Origin of the sequence: Novosphingobium sp. KN65.2, from assembly GCF_001368935.1 — a bacterium.
Lineage (GTDB): Bacteria > Pseudomonadota > Alphaproteobacteria > Sphingomonadales > Sphingomonadaceae > Novosphingobium > Novosphingobium mathurense.
Genome location: NZ_CCBH010000203.1, coordinates 1 through 19,799 on the forward strand (window position 1 = coordinate 1; position 19,799 = coordinate 19,799).

Here is a 19,799-nt window from a genome sequence, read left to right on the forward strand (position 1 = left end):
GCCGGCTTTCTCGGCGGGGGTTCTCCCGCCCAGTTTCGAGTGCGGCCTGACGTGGTTGTACAACTCGACGACAGAACACCCACGGAACCTGTGATCGCGAGCTCCTTTACCCTTGGCATCCTTGGGCCGGGCGCCAGATTTACGTTCATGAAGTGATTGAGAAGAATGGCGCGGCGGTCTTTCGTTGCAGCCTGTTGGGCGGTGATTGCGACCGTTCGCTGGAGGTGCCGGGTTGGATGTTCGACCGGAGTGTAAGTGCTGGCTGGCTTGTCGCCTCCACACCCCAGGTTTCTATGGCAGCGATCGATGCCCTGTCTGTGTTGTTGATTGGCGGTGGAGCGGCATCGCAATCCGGGAATATCGGCGCAGCATCGGGTTCTCAGGACATGATTCGGAGAGATGCCGATGCCTCGCCAGCCCACAGCCTACCAGTTCGACCTGTTCCTCATCCCAAGCGAAGGACAGGCAGCGCCCGTGCCGCCGTGGCAGACCTTGCCGGACGAGACACGCCGGAAGCTGAAGCAACTGATGGCGCGCTTGATCCTCGATCACATCGCGGGAGAACCGACAAACTCACGGGAGGGCGCGGATCATGATGCATGAAAAGATCAGGCCGCATCATCTCGAGCGCAAGGCAATCCTGTATGTCAGGCAGTCATCTGCCCACCAGGTTCTACACAACCGGGAGAGCAGCGCTCTGCAATATGCCATGCGCGATCGCCTGACCTCACTGGGTTGGTCCCGCGTCGAGATCATCGATGACGATCTCGGCCGCTCGGCCGCCGGGACGGTAACACGTGCCGGCTTCGAACGGATGGTTGCCGAGGTTTGCCTTGGCAAGATCGGCGCTGTAGCCGCGCGGGAAGTGTCTCGATTTGCCCGCAACAGCCGGGACTGGCAGCAGCTCATCGAGATGTGCCGCGTCGTCGATACCGTTTTGATCGATCAGGAGACCGTATACGCTCCTCGACAAGGTAACGACCGCCTATTGCTCGGCTTGAAGGGGAGCCTCAACGAATATGAACTGGATCTGCTACGCCAGCGCTCGCTCTCGGCCCGTTACGAGAAGGCGCGGCGCGGCGAACTTGTCGTTGCCGCCCCTGTCGGTTTTGTGAAGGCTGGAGATCGGCTCGAGAAGGATCCTGATCGCCGTGTGCAGGAAGCCATCACGCTGGTATTCGATAAGGTCGTTGAACTTGGCAGCGCTCGTCAGGCCCTCATGTGGTTTCTGGAACACGAGTTGGATTTGCCTGCCAAGCGCAACGGTGGCGATACGGTGTGGCGCAGGCCAACCTATGCAACGATCCACCGAATGATCGAGAACCCGGTTTACGGCGGTGCCTACGCTTATGGTAAGACAAGCGCGACGCCCGGATTTGGCCAATCCGCCACCATCCGGCGCAATGCGCGTCAGGAATGGTTGGCACTCATTCCTGACGCGCACGAAGGCTATGTCAGTTGGGAGCGGGCCGAGGCAATTCGCAAGATGGTAAGCGACAATGCAGTCACGAGCCGTCATCACGGCGCGCCCAAGCATGGCGATGCCCTTCTCGCCGGGCTTTTCCGTTGCCGGCGCTGCGGGCGCAAGCTCACGGTTCGCTACACAGGGACAAAGCACAACATTCCGCGCTATTCGTGCTGGAGAGGCCATTTGGATAATGGCGAGCCGCGATGCATCGCCTTTGGCGGGCTGCGCGTAGATGATGCAATCGAGGGGGCCATCCTGCGCGTCGTTGAACCGGGGGCGATCGCTGCAGCGGCCGAAGCTGAAGCCCAGGCCTCCAGTCGTCGTGATCAGGTGCGTGACGCGCTTGGCCGTGATCTGGAAGCAGCTCGTTACGCCGCCAATCGAGCCTTCCGGCAATTTGATGCTGCAGACCCTGAGAACCGGCTTGTTGCAGCGGAACTGGAGGGCCGTTGGAATCGCGCCCTTGAACTGGTGGGCGAAATTGAGAGCAAAATCAGCGCACACGATAGGACGACGCCGAAACCGTCACCGCTGATGCAACCCGGCATTGCTTCACTCGCCCAGGATCTGCGTTCGGTTTGGGCGGCTTCCACGACGGATGCGCGGCTCAAGAAGCGCATCGTGCGCACCGTCATTCAGGAAGTCGTCGCTGATATCGATGATGCGACTTCCGAGATCGTCCTGATGGTTCATTGGATAGGCGGCATCCATACCGAAATGCGCCTGCCGAAGCGCAGGCGAGGCCAACGCAACAGCACTTCTGGCGACATTGTCGCGGCCATCCGGCAACTCGTGTTGATTGCCAGCGACGATCTGATTGCCGGGCTTCTCAACCGCAATGGACTATTGACCGGACATGGCAATCGCTGGACCAGAGAACGCGTTACAGCGCACAGGTCGCATCACAAGATCCCAGTCTTCCGACCCGCACCGGATGGCAACGAGCCATGGCTCAGCCTGAACAAAGCCGCACGGTTCATTGGTGTTGCCCCGAAGACATTGCGCCTCGCCGCCGAGGCCGGGGAAATCAAAGGGCAGCACCCATTGTCTGACGGCCCCTGGATATTCAACCGGTCAGATCTCGAAAAACAGGAAGCCCAAAACCTTCTTCACCGGGTGCGGAAGAACCCCAGGCACCCCGCGGGATCACATCCCGATCAGAATATCCTATTCCCTACAACAGCATAGACAGATGGGTGTTATGAAACAGGATTGTAATCATGCCGCCAGGCGTCCAGCACGAAGCGGACATGTGGCAGCGACGTGAACAGCGTCTCGTTGAGGCATTCGTCGCGCAAGCGACCGTTGAAGCTCTCGACGAAGCCGTTCTGCATCGGCTTGCCTGGGGCGATGTAATGCCATTCGACCCGCCGTTCCTGCGACCAGCGCAAGATGGCCGACGAGGTCAGTTCGGTGCCATTGTCGCTGACCACCGTATGCGGCTTGCCGCGCATCCCGATCAGCCGCGTCAGCTCCCGCGCAACCCGCACGCCCGACAGCGAGGTGTCCGCCACCAGCGCCAGGCACTCCCGCGTGTAGTCGTCGACCACGCACAGGATGCGGAACCGGCGGCTGCAGGTCAGGGTGTCGGAGACGAAGTCTAGTGACCAGCGTTGGTTCGGCCCATCCGGCAGCACCATCGGCGCTCGCGTGCCCAGGGCACGCTTACGACCACCGCGGCGACGGACCCGCAGGTTCTCCTCGCGATATATCCGCAGCAGCTTCTTGTGGTTGGGCGTTATGCCCTCCCGCGCCAGCAGATAGCCCAGGCGCCGGTAGCCGAACCGGCGACGCTCCGTCGCCAGTTCGCGCAGTCGCTGCCGCAACGGACCATCGCCTGGCCGCGACGACCGATACCGGATCACGCGGCGGCTCACGCCGACCAGGTTGCACGCCCGACGCTCGCTCAGCCCGTGATGGTCACGAGCATGGGCGACGGCTTCCCGCTTAGCGCCGGGCGTTACCATTAATGGGATGACCCGCCCTGTCCTTCCACTCAAAGTGGGCTGATCAAGAAGGAGGATGCAATGAGTATACGTAACAAGCCAAGAGATGCGGCTGTGTTCGGCATCGACATCGGCAAGACGGTCTTTCACGTCGTCGGTCTCGATGCCGAACACTCGCCGATCCAGAAAGCGACGTTCAGACGAGAGACGGTGCTGCAGTTCTTTGAACGCGCTTCCCCGGTGCTGGTCGGGATGGAAGCGTGTCCCGGCTCGCAGTGGTTGGCACGCAAGCTCCAGGCGATGGGGCATACGGTGCGGATAGTGCCGGCACAGTTTGTGAAACCCTTCGTGAAGTCGAACAAGAACGACATCATCGACGCGGAGGCCATCGCGGAAGCCGTGACAAGGCCGACGATGCGCTTCGTTGAGATCAGAACGCCCGAACAGATCGACCTGCAGGCGCTCCATCGCGTCCGCGACCGGATGATCGCCCATCGCACTCGGCTGATCAGCCAGATGCGCGCCTTCTGCCTGGAATATGGCATCGCGATCCATCAAGGTGCAGGCAAATTCAAGGCAGACATGCCGCGTGTCCTGGCCGACGAAGGCAATGAGCTCAGCCCTGCCATGCGCCATTTGCTGAATGAGGTGTTCGGTGAACTGGGTGATCTCGAACAGCGCATTGCGGCAATGAACCGCGAAATCGAAGCCATAGCCGCACGCAGCGACACGGCGCGCCGATTGATGACTGTGCCAGGCGTTGGCCCTTTGGCCTCCACGGCCTTGCTTGCTTCAGCAGGCAATGGTCGTCAGTTCCGTAAAGCTCGTGACTTGGCAGCATGGCTCGGCCTCGTTCCTCGGGAGTACTCGACCGGCGGCAAAACGAGGCTGCTCGGGATTAGCAAGCGCGGCAACAAGTACCTCCGGCGCATGATCATCCACGGAGCCCGATCCTGTGTGACGCATCTTGACCGAAGCCGGGACCGCCTGGGGCCGTGGCTTGATGGCCTGGAGAGCCGTATGCACAAGAACAAGGTCACTGTCGCATTGGCTGCCAAGATCGCCCGCATCCTGTGGGTTGTGCTGACCAAGCCGGGTGCCAGTTACGAGCGGAGGGATCCAGCCTTCGGCTGATCCAACGCGCTACAGACTGCGAGGTTCGTGAGCGTGATGACGAAACAGTTGACCAGCGTATCGTAAGCTCCGTCAAAAAAGCGGGCCAACAGCCCGGAGCATTTATCCGAGAACGGTACGCGCGGATCTCATCAAGGCCTGGCCGCAACAGCGGTCCACTCGCGAGAGGTCGGATACATTTGTGCAGACTGGCACCGTCAACACCAAACGACCCTTGCATGGACAGGGCGGGTCATACATTTTTTGACGCCAGATCCTTCAGCACCACGTTGTCCAGCATCGCCTCAGCCAGCAACTTCTTCAGCTTCGCGTTCTCGTCCTCGAGCGCGCGCAGTCGCCGTGCCTCGGACACCTCCAGCCCGCCATACTTCGATTTCCACTTGTAGAACGTCGCCGAGCTGATCCCGTGACGACGGCACACGTCCGCCGTCGCCATCCCGGCCTCCTGCTCCTTCAAGATCGCGATGATCTGCTCTTCGCTGAACCTGCTCCGCTTCATATCCGTCCGACTCCTTCGCGTCGGACTCTACTCAAAATCGGTCACATTTCAGGGGAGCACGTCACGCGCATCGAAGTTCTGAAGGGGCCACAGGGCACGCTGTACGGCCGGAACGCCTCGGGCGGCGCAATCAATCTCATTTCGAATCGGCCGAAGTTGGGCGAAGTGAGCGGTTATATCGAGGGGAATGCCGGGAACTACGATCTGATCGGAGGTTCTGCCGCCCTGAATTTGCCTCTGTCTGACAGCATTGCCGTCCGTTTCGCGGGCAAGCTTTCGCGCCGCGACGGATATCTGGAAGACGGCTATGATGACGAAAAGAGCCAGGCTGGCCGTGTCCACCTGTTGTTCGATCCGGGCAAAGACGTTTCGTTGCTGCTGACGGGCTTCTATCAGCATGACGGAGGCAAGGGCTCTAGCTTCACGTTGATGCACAGTGACATCGGTGACCCCTGGGCTGGGCCGACGCAGCAGGCTTGGCGTGACATCGTCCTTGCCAATACCGCGCCACCGGGGTTTCTGATGACCGGGGCGCTACCGCGCAGTGACGGTTTTCGCGATAGCACTGTATACGGGGTGAGCGCGGAACTGAATTGGGATTTGGGCCCGGCGACGCTGACGATCCTTCCGGCCTACCGGTTCGGCAAGCAGGCCAACCGCTTCTTCGTGCCAAATTACGAGTTCGTCGAATATGAGCAGGACAAGCAGAGCAGCGTCGAAGTTCGCTTGGCCCATCAGGGCGATGGACTGAAATGGGTTCTCGGCGGCTATTTCTTCGATGAGCGTCAGGCCAACCAGTCCGGCAAGACCCTGCGCTTCAATCAAACCGGTTTCAGCGCAGCAGATATCCCCGACTACGGGTCGCAAACCCGCAGCTATGCCGTCTTTGGTCAAATGACCTACAGCATAGCCGATGCGTTCAGGCTGACGGGCGGTCTGCGCTACACCTATGAGCGAAAGACCCAAAACGGCGTCAATATCGATTACCGTACCCCAGCAACCTTGCCGCCTAATTTGACCTGTCCGTCGGGCTACAATCTCACCGCCACACCGCCCCTTCCAACGACGCCATGTGCCTTGTCGTTCAACCTGGCTGATCGCGATAGCTATAACAGCATCACCTGGAAGGCGGGTTTCGAATATGACGTCGCGCCGCGATCGCTGCTCTACGGAAACGCCAGCACCGGCTTCAAATCGGGCGGCTTTTATGCCGCTCCGCCGCCGGCCTCGTTCAACGCGGAAAAGTTGACTGCATTCGAGCTCGGTCTCAAGAACCGCTTGCTCGACAACAAGCTTCAGCTGAACTTGGAAGCCTTCTACTATAATTACCGGGATCATCAGGAAGCCTATCTGGGGCCAACGAGCCTGCCCGGCTATTTCACGCTGATCACGGCCAATGCCGGCAAGGCCAAGAGCTATGGCGGAATGATCGACATAGTGTTCCAGCCGACGAATGCGGATCGTCTCGCCGTGGGGGTGCAATATAACAAGAGCAGATATGACAGTTTCCTCTAAAATGCGCCGCCGATCGGCGTCCCGGTTACTCGTTGCGCCGTGGGCGGCGGGCAAATAGACTGTTCTGGCTTTCAATTGGTGCGCACCCCGACATGGACCGGGAATGTCAGCTACGACCATATCTTCGATCTGGCCGACGGCGCGACGGTTCAAGCGGGCGCCTCGATGCAGTTTTCGTCCAGTTATTATACGGCGGTCGATTTCCTACCGTCGGAGGTGCAGGACGGATATGCGCTGGTGGATGCAGACCTCACCTACACTTCGGCCGACAAGAAATGGTCCGTCGCTTTGTGGGGGCGTAATCTCACCAATCACACGGTGTTCACAACCTCCTTCCGAGCACCTTTTATCAACAATGCACTTGCCGGACCGGATGGCATGTTGGCGGGGATGCTTCGTCCACCTCGCACTTATGGCGTCCGCGCCCGGGTCAATTTCTGATCCGTCGTTAGACGGGAATTGGGGGGGAAGGGCGAGGGTCAGACTCTCGCCCTTCTCCATTGCTCCACCCATTTTCGTCCATCTCCGGAGCATGTAGGGAGATCGGGATGAGTCCCATGGATAATCTTTTCGGCAATACGCTGGTGGTGAAGTCAGCGCGCGGCAATGCTCGGCTGTGGTACAATCCCGACGGTACACTGACTGGCGTGGACGACAAAGGCCAGCAACTTGGCGGCACGTGGACCATCGATGGCGTCAAACTCTGCACGCGTATATCCAAGCCTCTTCCCCGTCCCGATCATCGAGGTACCATGGAGCCCCATGACGTTGGTGATTGCTGGGAAGATCATCGTTCAGACGGTACGACCACGTTGCTGTCAATCGAACCAGGCCGGTAGCGGCTTTACGGGGCGTGTTCGCCGCGGGTCACTTTGCGGCCCTTCAATTCGGATGGCGGAAATCCAAATTGGTTCTTGAACAGCCTGGTGAAATGCGATGCGCTGGAAAAACCCCATGAGAATGCAATGTCGGTGATGGATTTCATCTGACCCGACGGGTTTTCCAAAGCCTGCCGGCATCTTTCGAGTCGCCGCTGCCAGATATATCGCTGTATGCTGCTTCCTTCTTCATGGAAGAGCCTATGCAGGTAACGTTTGCTGCATCCAAGAACCGTGCATAGTTGACCGATATTCAGTTCCGGATCACGGAGATGATCCTCGATATGGGCCTTCGCTCGCCAACGCATCAGCGCGGGCCGAGTAAGTCCTTCGGCGCCTACGACACCCCGGGAGAAACTATGTTGCAGGAGGGTGATAATGGCATCGGCCACTGTAGCGGCCGCAGGCTCGTGGAGCTTGGGTTGATCCTCGAGAACCGTTTTTGCGATCTTGTAGGCTGTGATGGCATTGTCATCCAACTCAGCACCCGGGATTTGCCGCGCCCACAACATCTCAGTGGGCACACCTTGTAAACGGATAAGGTCGATTGGGACGATCACACTGTCATAGGAGGATGGACGGGCACTGGAGAAACTATGGGGGCGCGAAACATTGTGAACCAGGCAGTCGCCCGGCTCCAACATGATTGTCAGGCCATCTTGATCGAACCGGGTGCTTCCGCTCGTCTGGAACCGCAGTTCATTGAAGAGATGCTCGCCAGGGCGAGCAAGCGCCGGAGAAAGCCCGATGCGGTAGGGCCCTATGGCGATCCGGCAAAGCTTCATTCGCCACAAATTTACGACCCTGATGCCCCCTGCGATGCTCGCGTCGTTCGGAGACGATATTCGGACGGGCCCGTAAAGATGGGAAAACAGTCCAGACCATTTTTCAGCCGTCTCTACACGGTCGGTAACTCCGGCCATTATTGCCAGGCTTTCCTGTGGCATGATTTACTCGAACGCCTCTTCCCAAGACCAGCACGCTACTCATTGTCGCTAGCGTCAAGTTCGGTTCTCCCGCAGACTGGAAGCGGTAACCTGCTTGCTGGTCAACTCGAAGTTCTGAGCCATGATGTCAATGAGTTGTTCGCGCAACCATCGATGGGCGGGATCAGCATCATTGGCTGGGCTCCAGGCGAGGCAAATCTCTGTTGGTTCGGCGCAATCATCGAGCTCGATCACCCGGATTGGAGCGTAGCGAGCCGCCAGCAGACCCAGCGCGCGACCGACTACTGCTACGCTGCCGGTCTCAACCGCCATAAAGGGCAGGACCAGTAAGTGCGACGGCGCCACTCTTATCTGTTCGGCCGCCTGATCCTCGCCACTGTCCAATAGCAGATAGCTGGCGAAATCGATGTTCAGCCGGCCATGCCGCGCCAGTTCGGCCAAGGTAACCCTGCCATTTGCAGCGATCGGATGGTCCAGGCCAGCCACGCAGATTTTCTGCTCGAAAAAACCGCCGTGAATGGAAAGCCCCTCGCAGATGGAGGGAATGCGAGCGATCAGGGCCATGTCCAACGAACCGTCGAGTATCTGTTGTCGGGTAGACAGACCGACGTCGCTGAACCGAACGCTGACGCCCGGCGCTGCCATCCTCAGCTGCGGCAACAGCGTCTTTCCAACGATTAAAGCGCTGTAGTCGGGCGTGGCAATTTTGAAGGATCGGACGATTTCGGCAGGGTGAAAGGATTCTTGCGACAGCGCCTGAATGATTGCATCACATGATGCATTCACGCTCTCGCGAAGGCGCTCTGCTCGAGGCGTCAGCTTCATACCGCGCCCGACCTTCACCAGGAGAGGATCGCGCAACACGTGCCTCAGTCGCGTCAGTGCATGACTCGTAGCCGATTGCGACAAGCCCAGACTTGCGGCAGCGGCTGTAACGCTTCCCTCGCGCAGCAGCGCCTGCAGGATGGGCAGCAAGTTCAAATCGACGGAACGCAGGTTCATATTATGCACCATATACATGAGATGCGTGAATGATTTGCACTTAATTGATGGATTGGCCTCGCCTAGGCTTTTCACAGGAGAGGGAGAAGTCTGATGGCAAAGCCATATCTGCATGAGGCCTGGTATCAGGCTGCCTGGAGCGACGAGCTGTCGGAAATGGGTTCGCTCACCCGCACGCTTTTGGGAATGCCGGTCCTGTTGACGCGGGGTTCAAACGGGGGGATTGCAGCACTGGTCGATCGCTGCCCCCATCGATTTGTACCGCTTTCGCGCGGGCGGTTCGACGGAGAACTCGTGACATGCGGTTATCATGGCCTCGTGTTCGACAGCGCAGGGCAATGTGTCCGAAATCCGCATGGACCGATCACGGAGCGTGCCCGCATCCGGTCTTTTCCCGCGGTCGAGCGATATGGCCGTGTATGGTTGTGGTTTGGTGACCCGGACTGCGCCGATTCAGCAATGATTCCTGATTTGAGCTTTCTCGATCCACTGCCGGCCAGCGCGGTGGCTCACAGCTACATGTCGGTGGAAACGAACTGGCTGCTGATCGTCGACAATCTGCTCGACCTCACGCATTCCGACTACGTCCATCCGGCCTTCGGCGATTTCGTCACGGACGCGGAAATGACGGTGGACGAAAGCAAGGACGGGCTGTCCGTGGGATGGATCGCCCGCGATCAGGAAACGCCCCACATCTATCGGGCCAACCTGCCATCGGACCGGAGTGATATCTGGTTACGATCCAACTGGCTGACGCCATCCACGATCGTTGTGGGAACCGGCGCCACTGCGCCGGGGTCAGAACCGGAATGGTCCCTGTGGTCCCTGCACGGGATTACACCGGAAAGCGAAACGCGAAGCCACTATTTTTTCGGATTTGCTCGAGATTTCAATCTGGCGGACGCTGACTTTACTCTTTTGATGCAAAATGCGGGTACAGCAGCCTTCGTCAATGAAGATAAGCCGATCCTGGAAGCCCAGCAAATGCGTGTAGGGGAGGCCGACCTCTTCGACCTCGACCCCCTCGTCCTGCCAAGCGACCGAGGTGCCGTTCTGGCCCGAAGGCGCCTGCGCAAGCTGATCAGCGCACAGCCTGTCTGAAGGCCCAGCTTTCCTGGGTTTGGCGCAGGCATTTGCCGTTCATGGGTCGGCTGGATGCGCATGCGCGCTCCTGACGGTTCTGTGGGTTTCTTGGCCAGGCACGGCCTTCCGGGTGACCTGCCCCCCGCTGGTCCCGCGATCATAACGAGAGTCCGCCGGTTTGTGATCCGACACCATTCTCTGGACCGCCCAGGTTAGAGTTTCCCGGCCAGGGTAATGGTGACGGTGATCCGAGGGCGGTGTCGCGGACCCGGCCGGACACAAAGCCGCTCAAGGTCCGGCAGAGCCAAAACATGACGGATGAGATGGACAAGAACCGGCGCACAAAAATGTGCTATGGAGACATGGTGCGGGCGACTCCGTGGTGAAGAGCGGAACCCTGGCTGCGAGTTCCGTCAGGCCGCCTTGTCACAACCCTGCCGGTTTGGAGCGTCCGCGCACCTTTGGCCTTGTCTCCAACTGGGCTACGAATTGCTCATAGGCCTGCTCGGCGTGGCGGGCGATTTCCATTTCCTGATCGCGCAACGCTTTGACGTTGTAGGCATAGGCTGGGCCGGGCTTGTTGCCCTTTTTCTGCGATTTCCCGGCCTTGAGTTCCATTGCCCGTCGCTTGTTGGCGACCAGCGCAGGGCGCGCCCAACGATAGTCGGTCTGCTTGGTCAGCAGATGCCAGCACAGAACCGTCAGCTTGCGAGCCAAGGCGACAGCCGCCACTTGGTGGCCACGCTTGGCCCGGATGCGAACGAAGAAGGCATGCAACGGCCCAGGCGTCTTGCGGCTGCCCACGCCGCCTCGACCAGCATCGCCCTCGCGTGACTGCGGCCGACCTTGCTGATCCGCCCATGGTGGGTCGCGCCAAGCCCCGACTGGCGTACCCGCGGGTTGAGGCCGAAGTAGCTCACCAGTTTTTGCGGGCTCGAGAAGCGATTGATGTCGCCGATTGCCGCCACGATCCCGGCTGCCACAGTCAAGTTAACGCCCGTGATGGTTAGCAATCTGGCAATTGCGTCATCGTTGAGCGCGTCGCTGGCGATCTCTTTGTCGAGGGCTGCCAAATCGTCAGCCAAGCGGTCGAGCTCGCGAATGTGGCGCTCTATGGCACCACGCTCGTCGTCCGGCACGGGCTGGCGCAAGAGCCAGGCCCGACCGACGCCGCTGAACAGATCGGCATGCGGACAACGCGGGATCAGATGAGCGTGCAGGATGGAATGCACCTCGTTCTTGATCCGCGTGCGGTGCCGGACGATTTGAAATTGCCGAGCAGCAAGTCGGCGCATCCGCTCGGTCGCTGCGTCCGGCGTCCAGATTTCCGGCAGGTAGCCGGCCGCATACAAACTCGCCAGCGTGTCCGCATCGATCTTGCGAGTTCCATTTGAAGTGCGACGGCAGTTCGATGTTTTAACATTCAGCCGGAGGCGGGGCGAGCCCCGCCTCCGGCTGATCGTTTGGCTGTATGGGGAGGTTGACTTGCTGCATAAGGACCTCCCCGGGCGTGCGATAGCCAAGACACTTGCGTGGCGTGCTGTTGAGCTGGTGGCAGATGGCCTCGATCTGGGGCACTTCCATCGCGGCAATGTCGGTGTCCGAAGGTAGGAAGCGGCGCAACCGGCCGTTGAAATTCTCGACGCCACCTTTTTGCCATGGGGCCTTTGGGTCGCAGAAATAGCTGCACATCTTCAATTCGGAATGGAGCGCGCGGAACCCGGCGAATTCAGTCCCCCGATCAAACGTGACGCTTTGTCGCAAGACATCGGGGAAGGGGGCAAGGTGCTGGCAAATGCCCGCCATGATGCCCGCCGAACCGCGGTTCGGATTGCACCAGACTATGGCGAATCGGCTCTTGCGTTCCACCAGGCAGGCCAGATTGGCCTTTCCGTAGATTTGGCGGAAGGCCATGAGATCTCCTTCCCAGTGGCCAAAATCCTGGCGATTGGCAATTTCGGCAGGGCGCTGCTTGATCCCGTTGGCAGCCGGAATCTGCAACCCGCGCGGCTTGCGTGCACGGCGTGGGCGGCGACAACGGCGCGCCCAGGGCAAATGTCGGTAAAGGTCCTGCCGCTTTCCCTCGGCACTATAGACGTATCGATAGATGGTCTCGTGGCTGACGCGCTGGGAAAAAGGCGCTTCGAGGCGCAGCCTGCCGGCGATCTGCTCCGGAGACCAACAGCGCTGTAGGCCTTCTATTACGTAAGCTGCGAGTAAAGGATGGCGCAGGAGTTTGCGGCCGGGCGCACGACGTTCTCGGGCAATGCGATGGGCAACATTGGGAAAATAACCGCGAAACCAGGCGTCTTCGTCGTAGAAGTAATTGCGACGCAACTCGCGATAGATTGTCGAGCGATGTCGATCGAGCCTTTCCGCAATCGCGCTCACAGACATACCCGCTTCGTTCATGCGATAAATCGTTTCGCGCTCATCCAGGCAAAGCTGTCGATAGGGAGGTGCCATGCGATTTCCTCGATAGGGGGCCAAGGCCCCAAAATGCTCGGAATTCGCACTTCGAAATAGAATCCACCTTCCCACCCGTTCTAGATTGATAATATACATTATGTTAATAATGACACCGCAACTGTCCATGTGAACTGTGAAACGGCCCAGGCGATCGTCGCGGCGCGTGCCTTTGACGGAAACGTTCCTTCACACCTTTGCGCCAGCGACTGCGAGCCCAGACACCAACGCCACCTTCACTCTGAATGTCTCAGGCATCGCAGATGCCGGCCTTCGGGGAATTCTTCAAACCCCAGCTTCCCGATGACAGGTTCGCGCTCCAAGCAATATCGTACCCAAAATCCCGCTGAAATCCGTGTCCTCTGGTTCCCTGAGCTTCAGGAATTTACACGGTGCCCAGTGTGATAAGGAAAGGCTCACGGATCCAAAGGCTGGCCTGTCTCTGCATGTGATCGAACCCCGTCGCAGCCAGTTCTTGCAATTTCTCCGTAAAATCCGTATTTTCCGTGTAGGAGAATCGCTATGAACCATTCTGTCAGTTCCGTCGAAGCCTCGAAGTCGTTCGGCCGCATCAGCCGCCAAGCACTCGAATCCCCGCTCACCATCACCCATCACGGCCATGACAGTCTGGTCCTCATGTCGCATGCCGAGTATCTGCGGCTCAAGAGCCGCGATCGCGAGGTCATGACTCTCAGCGATTTCACCGAAGACGACCGCGCCGCCGTTGCCGCAGCGCGTATACCTTCCGAGGCCGCGCAGTTTGATGACGAGACCCGGGATCATTAATGCCGCTTCCAATCCCTGTTCCAGGCCTTGTAATTCGTTACTCGTTTCTCTGGAGCCATGAAGCTAAAGCTGGCGTCGAAGATGGCAGGAAGGATCGGCCATGCGCTGTCCTACTCACCACCACAACCAAGGATGGCCAGCAAATAGTGACGGCGCTCCCCATCACACATACGCCGCCAGCGGATAACCGCCTTGCAGTCGAAATTCCGACGCGCACCAAGGCACGACTGGGTCTAGATGACGCACGCTCATGGATTGTCTTGTCCGAAGCCAACCGATTCCAGTGGCCGGGACCTGATCTACGGCCTGTGTCCGGCGACAAGGATGGCAACGTAGCCTACGGCATGTTGCCCGCTAGCCTCTACGATCTTGTTCGAACCAAATGGCTGGCGGCCTATGACGCAGGCCGTGCCAGCCAAGTCAAAAGGACTTCTTGAGGCCGGGTGCCCTCCCCTGACACGCTAACGAGACGACAGCACATCCAAGGCCAGAGGTCGCCAAGTCAAGGATTCTTACATCGCGAACCGAAAGGCGTGCGCAACGCCGGGGGTAGAATGCGTCCCCCCGGAGCTCCGGTTTAACGGCGATTTGGCGAGGTTCGGCAGACCTATCGTGGCACGCCGGATGTCCCCTAGTGGGACTTTGCCGAATGGCGGCTTCAGAGAGCCGATGTGTCGATTCCGGACACTGCGCGGTAACCATCGCATCTTCCCCAGCCGCCTGAAGAGCGGACGTTCGCAGGCTCTGACGAGCTCGCCGAGAGCAGTCCTTCGTTCATTGCAGGGCCGACGCGCCGAATGACGTGGTCTGGGACGAACCCTTCTTTCCGTACTTGAACCCACCGCGTCTTATTTCATGCAGCCGCGGCTATCGCAGTATTCCTCATTTATGCGCTCATACGGTAGTGGTTCGCACGAAGGCGCTACTCCTTCGAGAGCGCGGCCCAGCCGAACTCGCGCTCAATAGCTGCACGGTAGGGCGTTTGCACCGCAAGCGGTGCCATTCGAACATATTCCTCGGCCAACGCCTTTGGCTTGCCCGTGAGGCCGGACAGGAAGGCAAGCGCTTCATCCTGGGTCGGCACGCGACCATCTTCATTGGCAAACTTCGGAGGGAGCGCCGTCCACACGACACCCTTCAAATTCTTGGCCTTTGCCCATTCGGCAATCTCGCTCGCAAACTCACCGGACGATCCGCCGGGGTAGAAGCCGATGTCCGACAATGTGCAGCCTTCACGCTTTCGCAAAGCGCTTCTTGCGCTTTCGATATCCGGCACCTGCAATCTCGCCCAGCGCGTCGTAATCACCGGCCCAGACATGGTGAGCACAAGCGTCAACCGATCCTCGCCAGTCTTTTGTCCCGAGTGGCGCGCAAACTCCAACGGCAGCGCTGGCCCGTCATGGTGCCAGTCACCAACGACCGGCAATTCCTTTGGCTGCCAGACGAGCGATCCCCAGCCAAGGCAGGCGATGGTGTCGGATAAATCGTTCATTTGCCAGTCCCCCCACCGTTTTCGTCGTCCTCCGGCGCACTGTTGCGCGTGGCCGAGCCCATTCGGAACGCGCCGATTTCGCGAAGCTGGGCAATCGCTTCTGGCGCCGCCGCTTTAGCTTGCTTGCGATCCAAGCCGCGCTCGCGCAACATCGTTACTGTATGTTGGAGGAACAGCCTGTCCCATTGCCGACGGAACCCCGTATCAGGGATTTCAATCACGATACGAGGCTGATCCATCGTGTTCTTGAGCCTGTCGCCGCTTGCGCCGGCCTGAATGTAAACGCCGTTGGTTAAGAGAATTTGCTCGACCAAGAAGCCATGATTGCGGCGCAGATCGAAGGCCACAATCACTTTCATCTGCACAGGCCGGATGAAGCTCAGGATGAGCATCACTGTATCAGAATACTCGGGCATTTCGCCCCACTGCACGTTCACGTCGCCGAGGGCACCATGCTGGTGAATTTGAATATACTCGACAATATCGGGCCGTTGCTGAGTGCCGAGGATCAGCACCGGCAACATGCGACCATCGCCGACTCCAGCCGTGGATATTGCCCCGTCTCCGACGATCTCTACGGGCGTCGCTTCGCGTGGATGATAGACCGGGATTTCGGTGAGCTTCGGCCTGCGGATCACGATGGACGCTCCGAAAGGATAAGGGGTGTCACGGAAGCGATTTGATCGTGCGTATCCGTCAGTTCGACTACATACTGGTCGATCATATTGCCGGTGACAATCGCGGAGGGCACCTGAAAGTGGCACCATCCTGCGATCGCTTCATGGGCAGCAATGCGCATTGGCAACCGCAATTGTCTGTCACCACCCATCTGGCTGAGCCGAGCCGTCATTTCGGTCCCATCGTTCAATCGATAAGTCAGGCGAAGCTCGACCCGCACTAACGAATTGTCGGAATCACTCGGATTGGTGGCGGAAATTTCGATCCGATAGACACGGGCGCCGCTAGTCGTATCCACCGTGTAATAGCCTTGGAGAAAGCCGCTGGTCAGCCTGGGGAGCCTGCGGCGATCTTGTTCCTTCGACAAGGAGAGGCTGGCTCGTGCGTAGTGAATACTGAAAATCGACAAAACTAATGCAATCACCGCCGCAATGGCAGTGACGATATCTGGCCAGTTTTCGTGAATTGTCACCATAGGGTTTCTATATCAGCCCTCGTCGCCGATCCTAGCGACACTTGCAGGGCGTTGCCTCCGGCCCGCCTTTGGGGGCTAGCGGTGCCCCATCTCGCGGCACCTACTACCATCCGCGCAGAAGCTATTCTCGTAGGGCGTACTCGGCGAAGCGGCGGTCGAGCATGGTGCGGCCGATTCCGACAGTGTCAGCGCCGATTTCCCGCAAGAGCGCCATGTGCGACAACGACTTGATCGTTTCAGTCGCGTCCCAAAGGTCGAGTCCGCCCAGCACCTGATCATCCCGATCGGTACGGTGGGCGTAGTGGTTGCGGGTTGCAGCCACGCGACCGATGAAGCTCCTTTTGGTCTCGGCCGGGCGGAGCGTCGTGATCTCGGGCTCGAACTCGCTCCAGTAGTGACGGAGTCGCTGCCGCAGCCCAGGCTCATGCGCATGAGCGAGCACGCCCGAGACCCGGTCGACAACGTCGCTCGTAATCCCGCACTCGCGCAGCGTCGCAAGGATCGGGTCTCTGTCAATGGCGTCGGTGGAAGTTGGCGAGGTGCGCCGGTGAAGCGCCTCCAGCGCCTGAATAAAAATTTGGAACCGCAGCTCCATGGGCAGCCGGCGTTGTTCCAAGCCGCTCATGTGGAGGCGAATCGGGTCTTCGAGTTCTTCGTAGCGCGACAGCCAGCGGTCGATGAGGGTTGCCAATATCTGGGGTGTGATCGTCGTCAGCAGCGGGTCGGCGGGCTTATCCGCCGGATCAGTGGGGAGCAGTCCCAAAATTCCGACTTCATGGGGATTGCCCTCGCCCGAGAGTTTCAACGTCGCCGAGTTGATCGGAAGTATGCGCCCCATGATGAGAGAAAATAGCTGCCTAATCCTGTGCATGTGCCGGAGTGCAGTATCGACGCCGACTTCCTCCTGGAAGGCGATATCGGCAGGGTAGGTCAGCTTTAGGGTCGGACCGTTGATCACATCGCCCCCCGCATTGATGTGCTGGCCAAGGCGCAGCGTGATGCCCGCGGATGGACACTCGAGCGGTACCGATGGGGGCGACGACACCGTGTAGTTCATGATGACGCCGCCGCCCTCAGGAAAAATCATCTGCTGGATCACACCGTTTACGTGCAGGATCTTGGCAATGTCGCCTACAACAATGGACCAATCGCGCGATCTGATCTCTTCGCGAGTCGGAAAGTGCGCACTCTCGAACGCGAGGCGCGCGCTGTAGGTCGACAGACCGCCAACGCCGAGCCGCATACTATGATTGTGCCGGTACAGGTCGGTTAGCGTGAAGTAGCCCGTGCTACTCGTAAATAGGAGTATCTCAAGCCGCTCCGGCATGTTTGGTGTACCGCCGGTGCTGGCGATCTCCAGCGTGACGCGTCCCGGCTCGAGGCGAAGCGTAGCCCCGAGCTGAGAATCTCCTAGCTCAACGTGTCCTTGGTGAATGGCGGTGGTCATGAGGTCCTAAGTGGTGCCAACGCCATTGGTCCGCAAGCAACTCCTCTTCTCCCCTCGCACCGTGGCGCTACGACCGATACCGTCACGGAAAGGCTTGCAATGCTTGCCAGAGTTGCTGACCTTAAGATTCTGTCAGTGGGATAATTTCTTACCGCCGACAAAGGCGACATTCATGATGCCTCGCTTGGCCCTCGAAACCCGCCGTTCATTCACGCAGCCAATTACGGCGCCACCTGGGCCGGAAGCGGTTAGCCTGCTTTCCGTATCGTTATTCTAGACAGCTGCCGTTCAGCATACGATCCTGTCCGTCGCAGAAGGGTAGCCGGAGATAGCGAAGCGGCTCCGGCTCGGGGACGCTTTCGCCCTTTACCTCCGGGTCTTGGGCAGCTTCTCAAGAATTGACCGCAGCGCCGACGGGCTGTCACATTTTGCACGCCAAGAACTGACAAAGAGGCCGGCCCGTGTCTCGTCAGGATAGGCTTTCCTGGCAGCTTCTTCGAGTTGGCGTTGATAGTTCTGGACGGCGTCAGCTGCTGCCAACCGAGCGTTCCCCTCTCGAATTGCCTTACGAAGGAAGGAGAATGCCTGAGCCAGGTTGCCGTCGGTTTCGCTCGCCCATTCTGTGATCGGTTGGGCTGGGTCCGCCACGTTCTGGTTAAGCCAAGCCCTGGCATCGGGCCCAAGACCTTCGCGCGCAGAGTTCTCAAGATCACTTCGGCGTGCCAACGCAGCCACTGCTTTCGCTTGCGCCAGTTTTGCGTTCTGCTCTTCGATTTCCGTCAAGCGCTTCTGACGCATCGGCTCAAGTGGGAGTCCACATAAGTCGTCAACGACAACCGGGTTATAGTATGAGTCCGCCATTCGCACGAGTGCATCTACCCTCGACAGAAGTAGATCGTATGGGGCACCTCCGTTGCTGGCGATTTCCGCTGGCGATGCGCCATCGACATTGTATTTGTGCAGCCACCGCGCCTTGACCTCATTGGGGTCGGGGGCGCCTGCGGCTTCAAGCACTCGGCGGATTTTCCAGCCCAGTTCATGAAGTCTGTACACCCGGCCGTGCAACTCTGACGTGACGAAGAAGGCCTCTTCATTCCGGTCCCACACTACGATTTCCTGCGTGGCGGCAAGGTGAGCCAAGTAGTAAAAAACCGCGTGATCCGCGTTGCCGAAGCTGGATGTCGAGTAACCCGCTTCTTCCAGCCTCTTCCAATGATAGGGGCTCAGATCTTTGCGGATCATCCAGTCGGGCAGACGGTTGGCATAGCCTTGGTAGTCCGGCCAGTCGCCACAGACTTTGATCCTCGCCCCCGGGGCGTAGGTCCGTGAAGGCGCAACAATGCACGTGGCCAGCACAGCTGCCTGCCAAACCGGCAGGCCGACACGGAACCAGTGTTGGCAATCCACCGGCATGCCGATCGCGTCGAGCAGACCGGCATCTTCGAGCGCTGCCAGTGACTCCCGATGGTAGTCGTAGTCGACGTTGCCACGCGGCTTGCGCTCGATATGGAATTTGAGGCGCCGGCCGCGCTCCGCTTTCTTGGCAGCGACCCGGCTCTCCAGACGGGCCTGTCCATTACCGCGTTCGGGATGGTGTATCCACTTGCGATCGGCACCATGAAGGATTGCATCGTCCAATTCCTCCATGCTGATCTGCCGAAACCTCAGGGAGTTGAGGTCAATTTCTATCATGGGAATATCGTCAGCAGCGACCTTCTCCTGCTTCGCATCATCAACGGCGTGGGCAACCTTGAACTCGACGGCAAATTCCTTGCTGGATAACGCAACAATTGCGTCCGGTCGAAACCCTGATCGATCCACCTCAATGATGACGTGATCAAGCTTGAACCGACCACCTTCGAACACAATTTCCTCGAGGCCTTCCTTCCGCAACACGAGCGGTGTGAAGGTGAGTTCTCGTTCCCGTTGCAGCAGCTCCTTGGCATAAACGTGCAGTGCCGTTTGAGAACGGCGGTGCAAAAT

At 59.1% G+C, this 19,799-nt stretch carries 18 protein-coding genes and 2 pseudogenes; 8 read left to right on the forward strand and 12 right to left on the reverse strand.

Annotated elements, in window-relative coordinates; genetic code table 11:
• Positions 1-405: 405 nt before the first annotated feature.
• Together SPHV1_RS21955 and SPHV1_RS21960 are read left to right on the forward strand one after the other, a co-directional pair.
• Positions 406-603 carry a hypothetical protein gene (locus SPHV1_RS21955; protein ID WP_231634814.1) on the forward strand — a complete coding sequence of 66 codons (198 nt, stop codon included), beginning with the start codon at positions 406-408 and terminating at the stop codon, positions 601-603.
• Positions 593-2,656 (forward strand): recombinase family protein, encoded by a 2,064-nt coding sequence (locus SPHV1_RS21960; RefSeq protein ID WP_054948133.1) that lies wholly within the window; start codon positions 593-595, stop codon positions 2,654-2,656. Before SPHV1_RS21955 ends, SPHV1_RS21960 begins: the two co-directional genes overlap by 11 nt.
• A gap of 23 nt (positions 2,657-2,679) precedes the next feature.
• Here the strand turns inward: SPHV1_RS21960 and SPHV1_RS21965 are convergent.
• Positions 2,680-3,582: pseudogene (locus tag SPHV1_RS21965) on the reverse strand (IS3 family transposase); the annotation flags it as partial.
• On the opposite strand from SPHV1_RS21965, the gene SPHV1_RS21970 reads away from it, so the two are divergent.
• Entirely contained in the window at positions 3,496-4,548 is a 1,053-nt protein-coding gene (locus tag SPHV1_RS21970; protein ID WP_054948135.1) for an IS110 family transposase, read from the forward strand. The pseudogene SPHV1_RS21965 and the gene SPHV1_RS21970 overlap by 87 nt on opposite strands.
• 235 nt (positions 4,549-4,783) lie before the next feature.
• Here the strand turns inward: SPHV1_RS21970 and SPHV1_RS21975 are convergent.
• Positions 4,784-5,047 (reverse strand): annotated as a pseudogene (locus SPHV1_RS21975) (transposase); the annotation flags it as partial.
• A 165-nt stretch (positions 5,048-5,212) separates the two neighbouring features.
• Between SPHV1_RS21975 and SPHV1_RS21980 the strand changes: the two are divergent.
• The 3 genes from SPHV1_RS21980 (at position 5,213) to SPHV1_RS25165 (ending at position 7,401) form a co-directional block, all read left to right on the forward strand.
• Positions 5,213-6,562 (forward strand): TonB-dependent receptor, encoded by a 1,350-nt coding sequence (locus tag SPHV1_RS21980; protein ID WP_156367419.1) that lies wholly within the window; start codon positions 5,213-5,215, stop codon positions 6,560-6,562.
• A gap of 39 nt (positions 6,563-6,601) precedes the next feature.
• Entirely contained in the window at positions 6,602-7,003 is a 402-nt protein-coding gene (locus SPHV1_RS21985) for a hypothetical protein (RefSeq protein WP_369817972.1), read from the forward strand.
• A 116-nt stretch (positions 7,004-7,119) separates the two neighbouring features.
• Positions 7,120-7,401, forward strand: a complete 282-nt coding sequence (locus SPHV1_RS25165) for a hypothetical protein (protein WP_156367420.1) — start codon at positions 7,120-7,122, stop codon at positions 7,399-7,401.
• A 5-nt stretch (positions 7,402-7,406) separates the two neighbouring features.
• Here SPHV1_RS25165 and SPHV1_RS21995 read toward each other — a convergent pair whose 3' ends face one another.
• Together SPHV1_RS21995 and SPHV1_RS22000 are read right to left on the reverse strand one after the other, a co-directional pair.
• Positions 7,407-8,363, reverse strand: a complete 957-nt coding sequence (locus tag SPHV1_RS21995; RefSeq protein WP_197277775.1) for a helix-turn-helix domain-containing protein — start codon at positions 8,361-8,363, stop codon at positions 7,407-7,409.
• A gap of 78 nt (positions 8,364-8,441) precedes the next feature.
• Entirely contained in the window at positions 8,442-9,389 is a 948-nt protein-coding gene (locus SPHV1_RS22000) for a LysR family transcriptional regulator (protein WP_197277776.1), read from the reverse strand.
• A 93-nt stretch (positions 9,390-9,482) separates the two neighbouring features.
• Here SPHV1_RS22000 and SPHV1_RS22005 point away from each other — a divergent pair, with 93 nt between their 5' ends.
• Positions 9,483-10,490 carry an aromatic ring-hydroxylating dioxygenase subunit alpha gene (locus SPHV1_RS22005; protein WP_054948142.1) on the forward strand — a complete coding sequence of 336 codons (1,008 nt, stop codon included), beginning with the start codon at positions 9,483-9,485 and terminating at the stop codon, positions 10,488-10,490.
• Between the two features lie 408 nt (positions 10,491-10,898).
• Here SPHV1_RS22005 and SPHV1_RS25545 read toward each other — a convergent pair whose 3' ends face one another.
• The 3 genes from SPHV1_RS25545 to SPHV1_RS22015 form a co-directional block, all read right to left on the reverse strand.
• Positions 10,899-11,189, reverse strand: coding sequence for a hypothetical protein (locus SPHV1_RS25545; RefSeq protein ID WP_197277777.1), 291 nt, complete (start codon positions 11,187-11,189; stop codon positions 10,899-10,901).
• On the reverse strand, positions 11,174-11,824 hold the full coding sequence (locus tag SPHV1_RS22010) for a transposase (protein ID WP_197277778.1): 651 nt from the start codon (positions 11,822-11,824) through the stop codon (positions 11,174-11,176). Before SPHV1_RS22010 ends, SPHV1_RS25545 begins: the two co-directional genes overlap by 16 nt.
• 64 nt (positions 11,825-11,888) lie before the next feature.
• Positions 11,889-12,938, reverse strand: coding sequence for an IS30 family transposase (locus SPHV1_RS22015; protein WP_054948143.1), 1,050 nt, complete (start codon positions 12,936-12,938; stop codon positions 11,889-11,891).
• Positions 12,939-13,460: 522 nt separating this feature from the next.
• Between SPHV1_RS22015 and SPHV1_RS22020 the strand changes: the two genes are divergently transcribed.
• Entirely contained in the window at positions 13,461-13,724 is a 264-nt protein-coding gene (locus tag SPHV1_RS22020) for a type II toxin-antitoxin system Phd/YefM family antitoxin (protein WP_054948144.1), read from the forward strand.
• Between the two features lie 922 nt (positions 13,725-14,646).
• On the opposite strand, the gene SPHV1_RS22025 is transcribed toward SPHV1_RS22020, so the two are convergent.
• From SPHV1_RS22025 to SPHV1_RS25550, 5 genes are all read right to left on the reverse strand, one after another.
• A complete protein-coding gene (locus SPHV1_RS22025) occupies positions 14,647-15,216 on the reverse strand; it encodes a hypothetical protein (protein WP_054948145.1) in 570 nt (189 codons plus the stop codon).
• Positions 15,213-15,854 carry a hypothetical protein gene (locus tag SPHV1_RS22030; RefSeq protein WP_054948146.1) on the reverse strand — a complete coding sequence of 214 codons (642 nt, stop codon included), beginning with the start codon at positions 15,852-15,854 and terminating at the stop codon, positions 15,213-15,215. Before SPHV1_RS22030 ends, SPHV1_RS22025 begins: the two co-directional genes overlap by 4 nt.
• Positions 15,851-16,366, reverse strand: a complete 516-nt coding sequence (locus tag SPHV1_RS22035) for a hypothetical protein (protein WP_156367421.1) — start codon at positions 16,364-16,366, stop codon at positions 15,851-15,853. The genes SPHV1_RS22030 and SPHV1_RS22035 overlap by 4 nt, the downstream gene beginning before the upstream one ends.
• Before the next feature lie 124 nt (positions 16,367-16,490).
• Positions 16,491-17,816 carry a HEPN domain-containing protein gene (locus SPHV1_RS22040; RefSeq protein ID WP_054948148.1) on the reverse strand — a complete coding sequence of 442 codons (1,326 nt, stop codon included), beginning with the start codon at positions 17,814-17,816 and terminating at the stop codon, positions 16,491-16,493.
• A 366-nt stretch (positions 17,817-18,182) separates the two neighbouring features.
• The coding region (locus tag SPHV1_RS25550) for a hypothetical protein (protein ID WP_197277779.1) at positions 18,183-19,799 on the reverse strand (1,617 nt) is incomplete at its 5' end.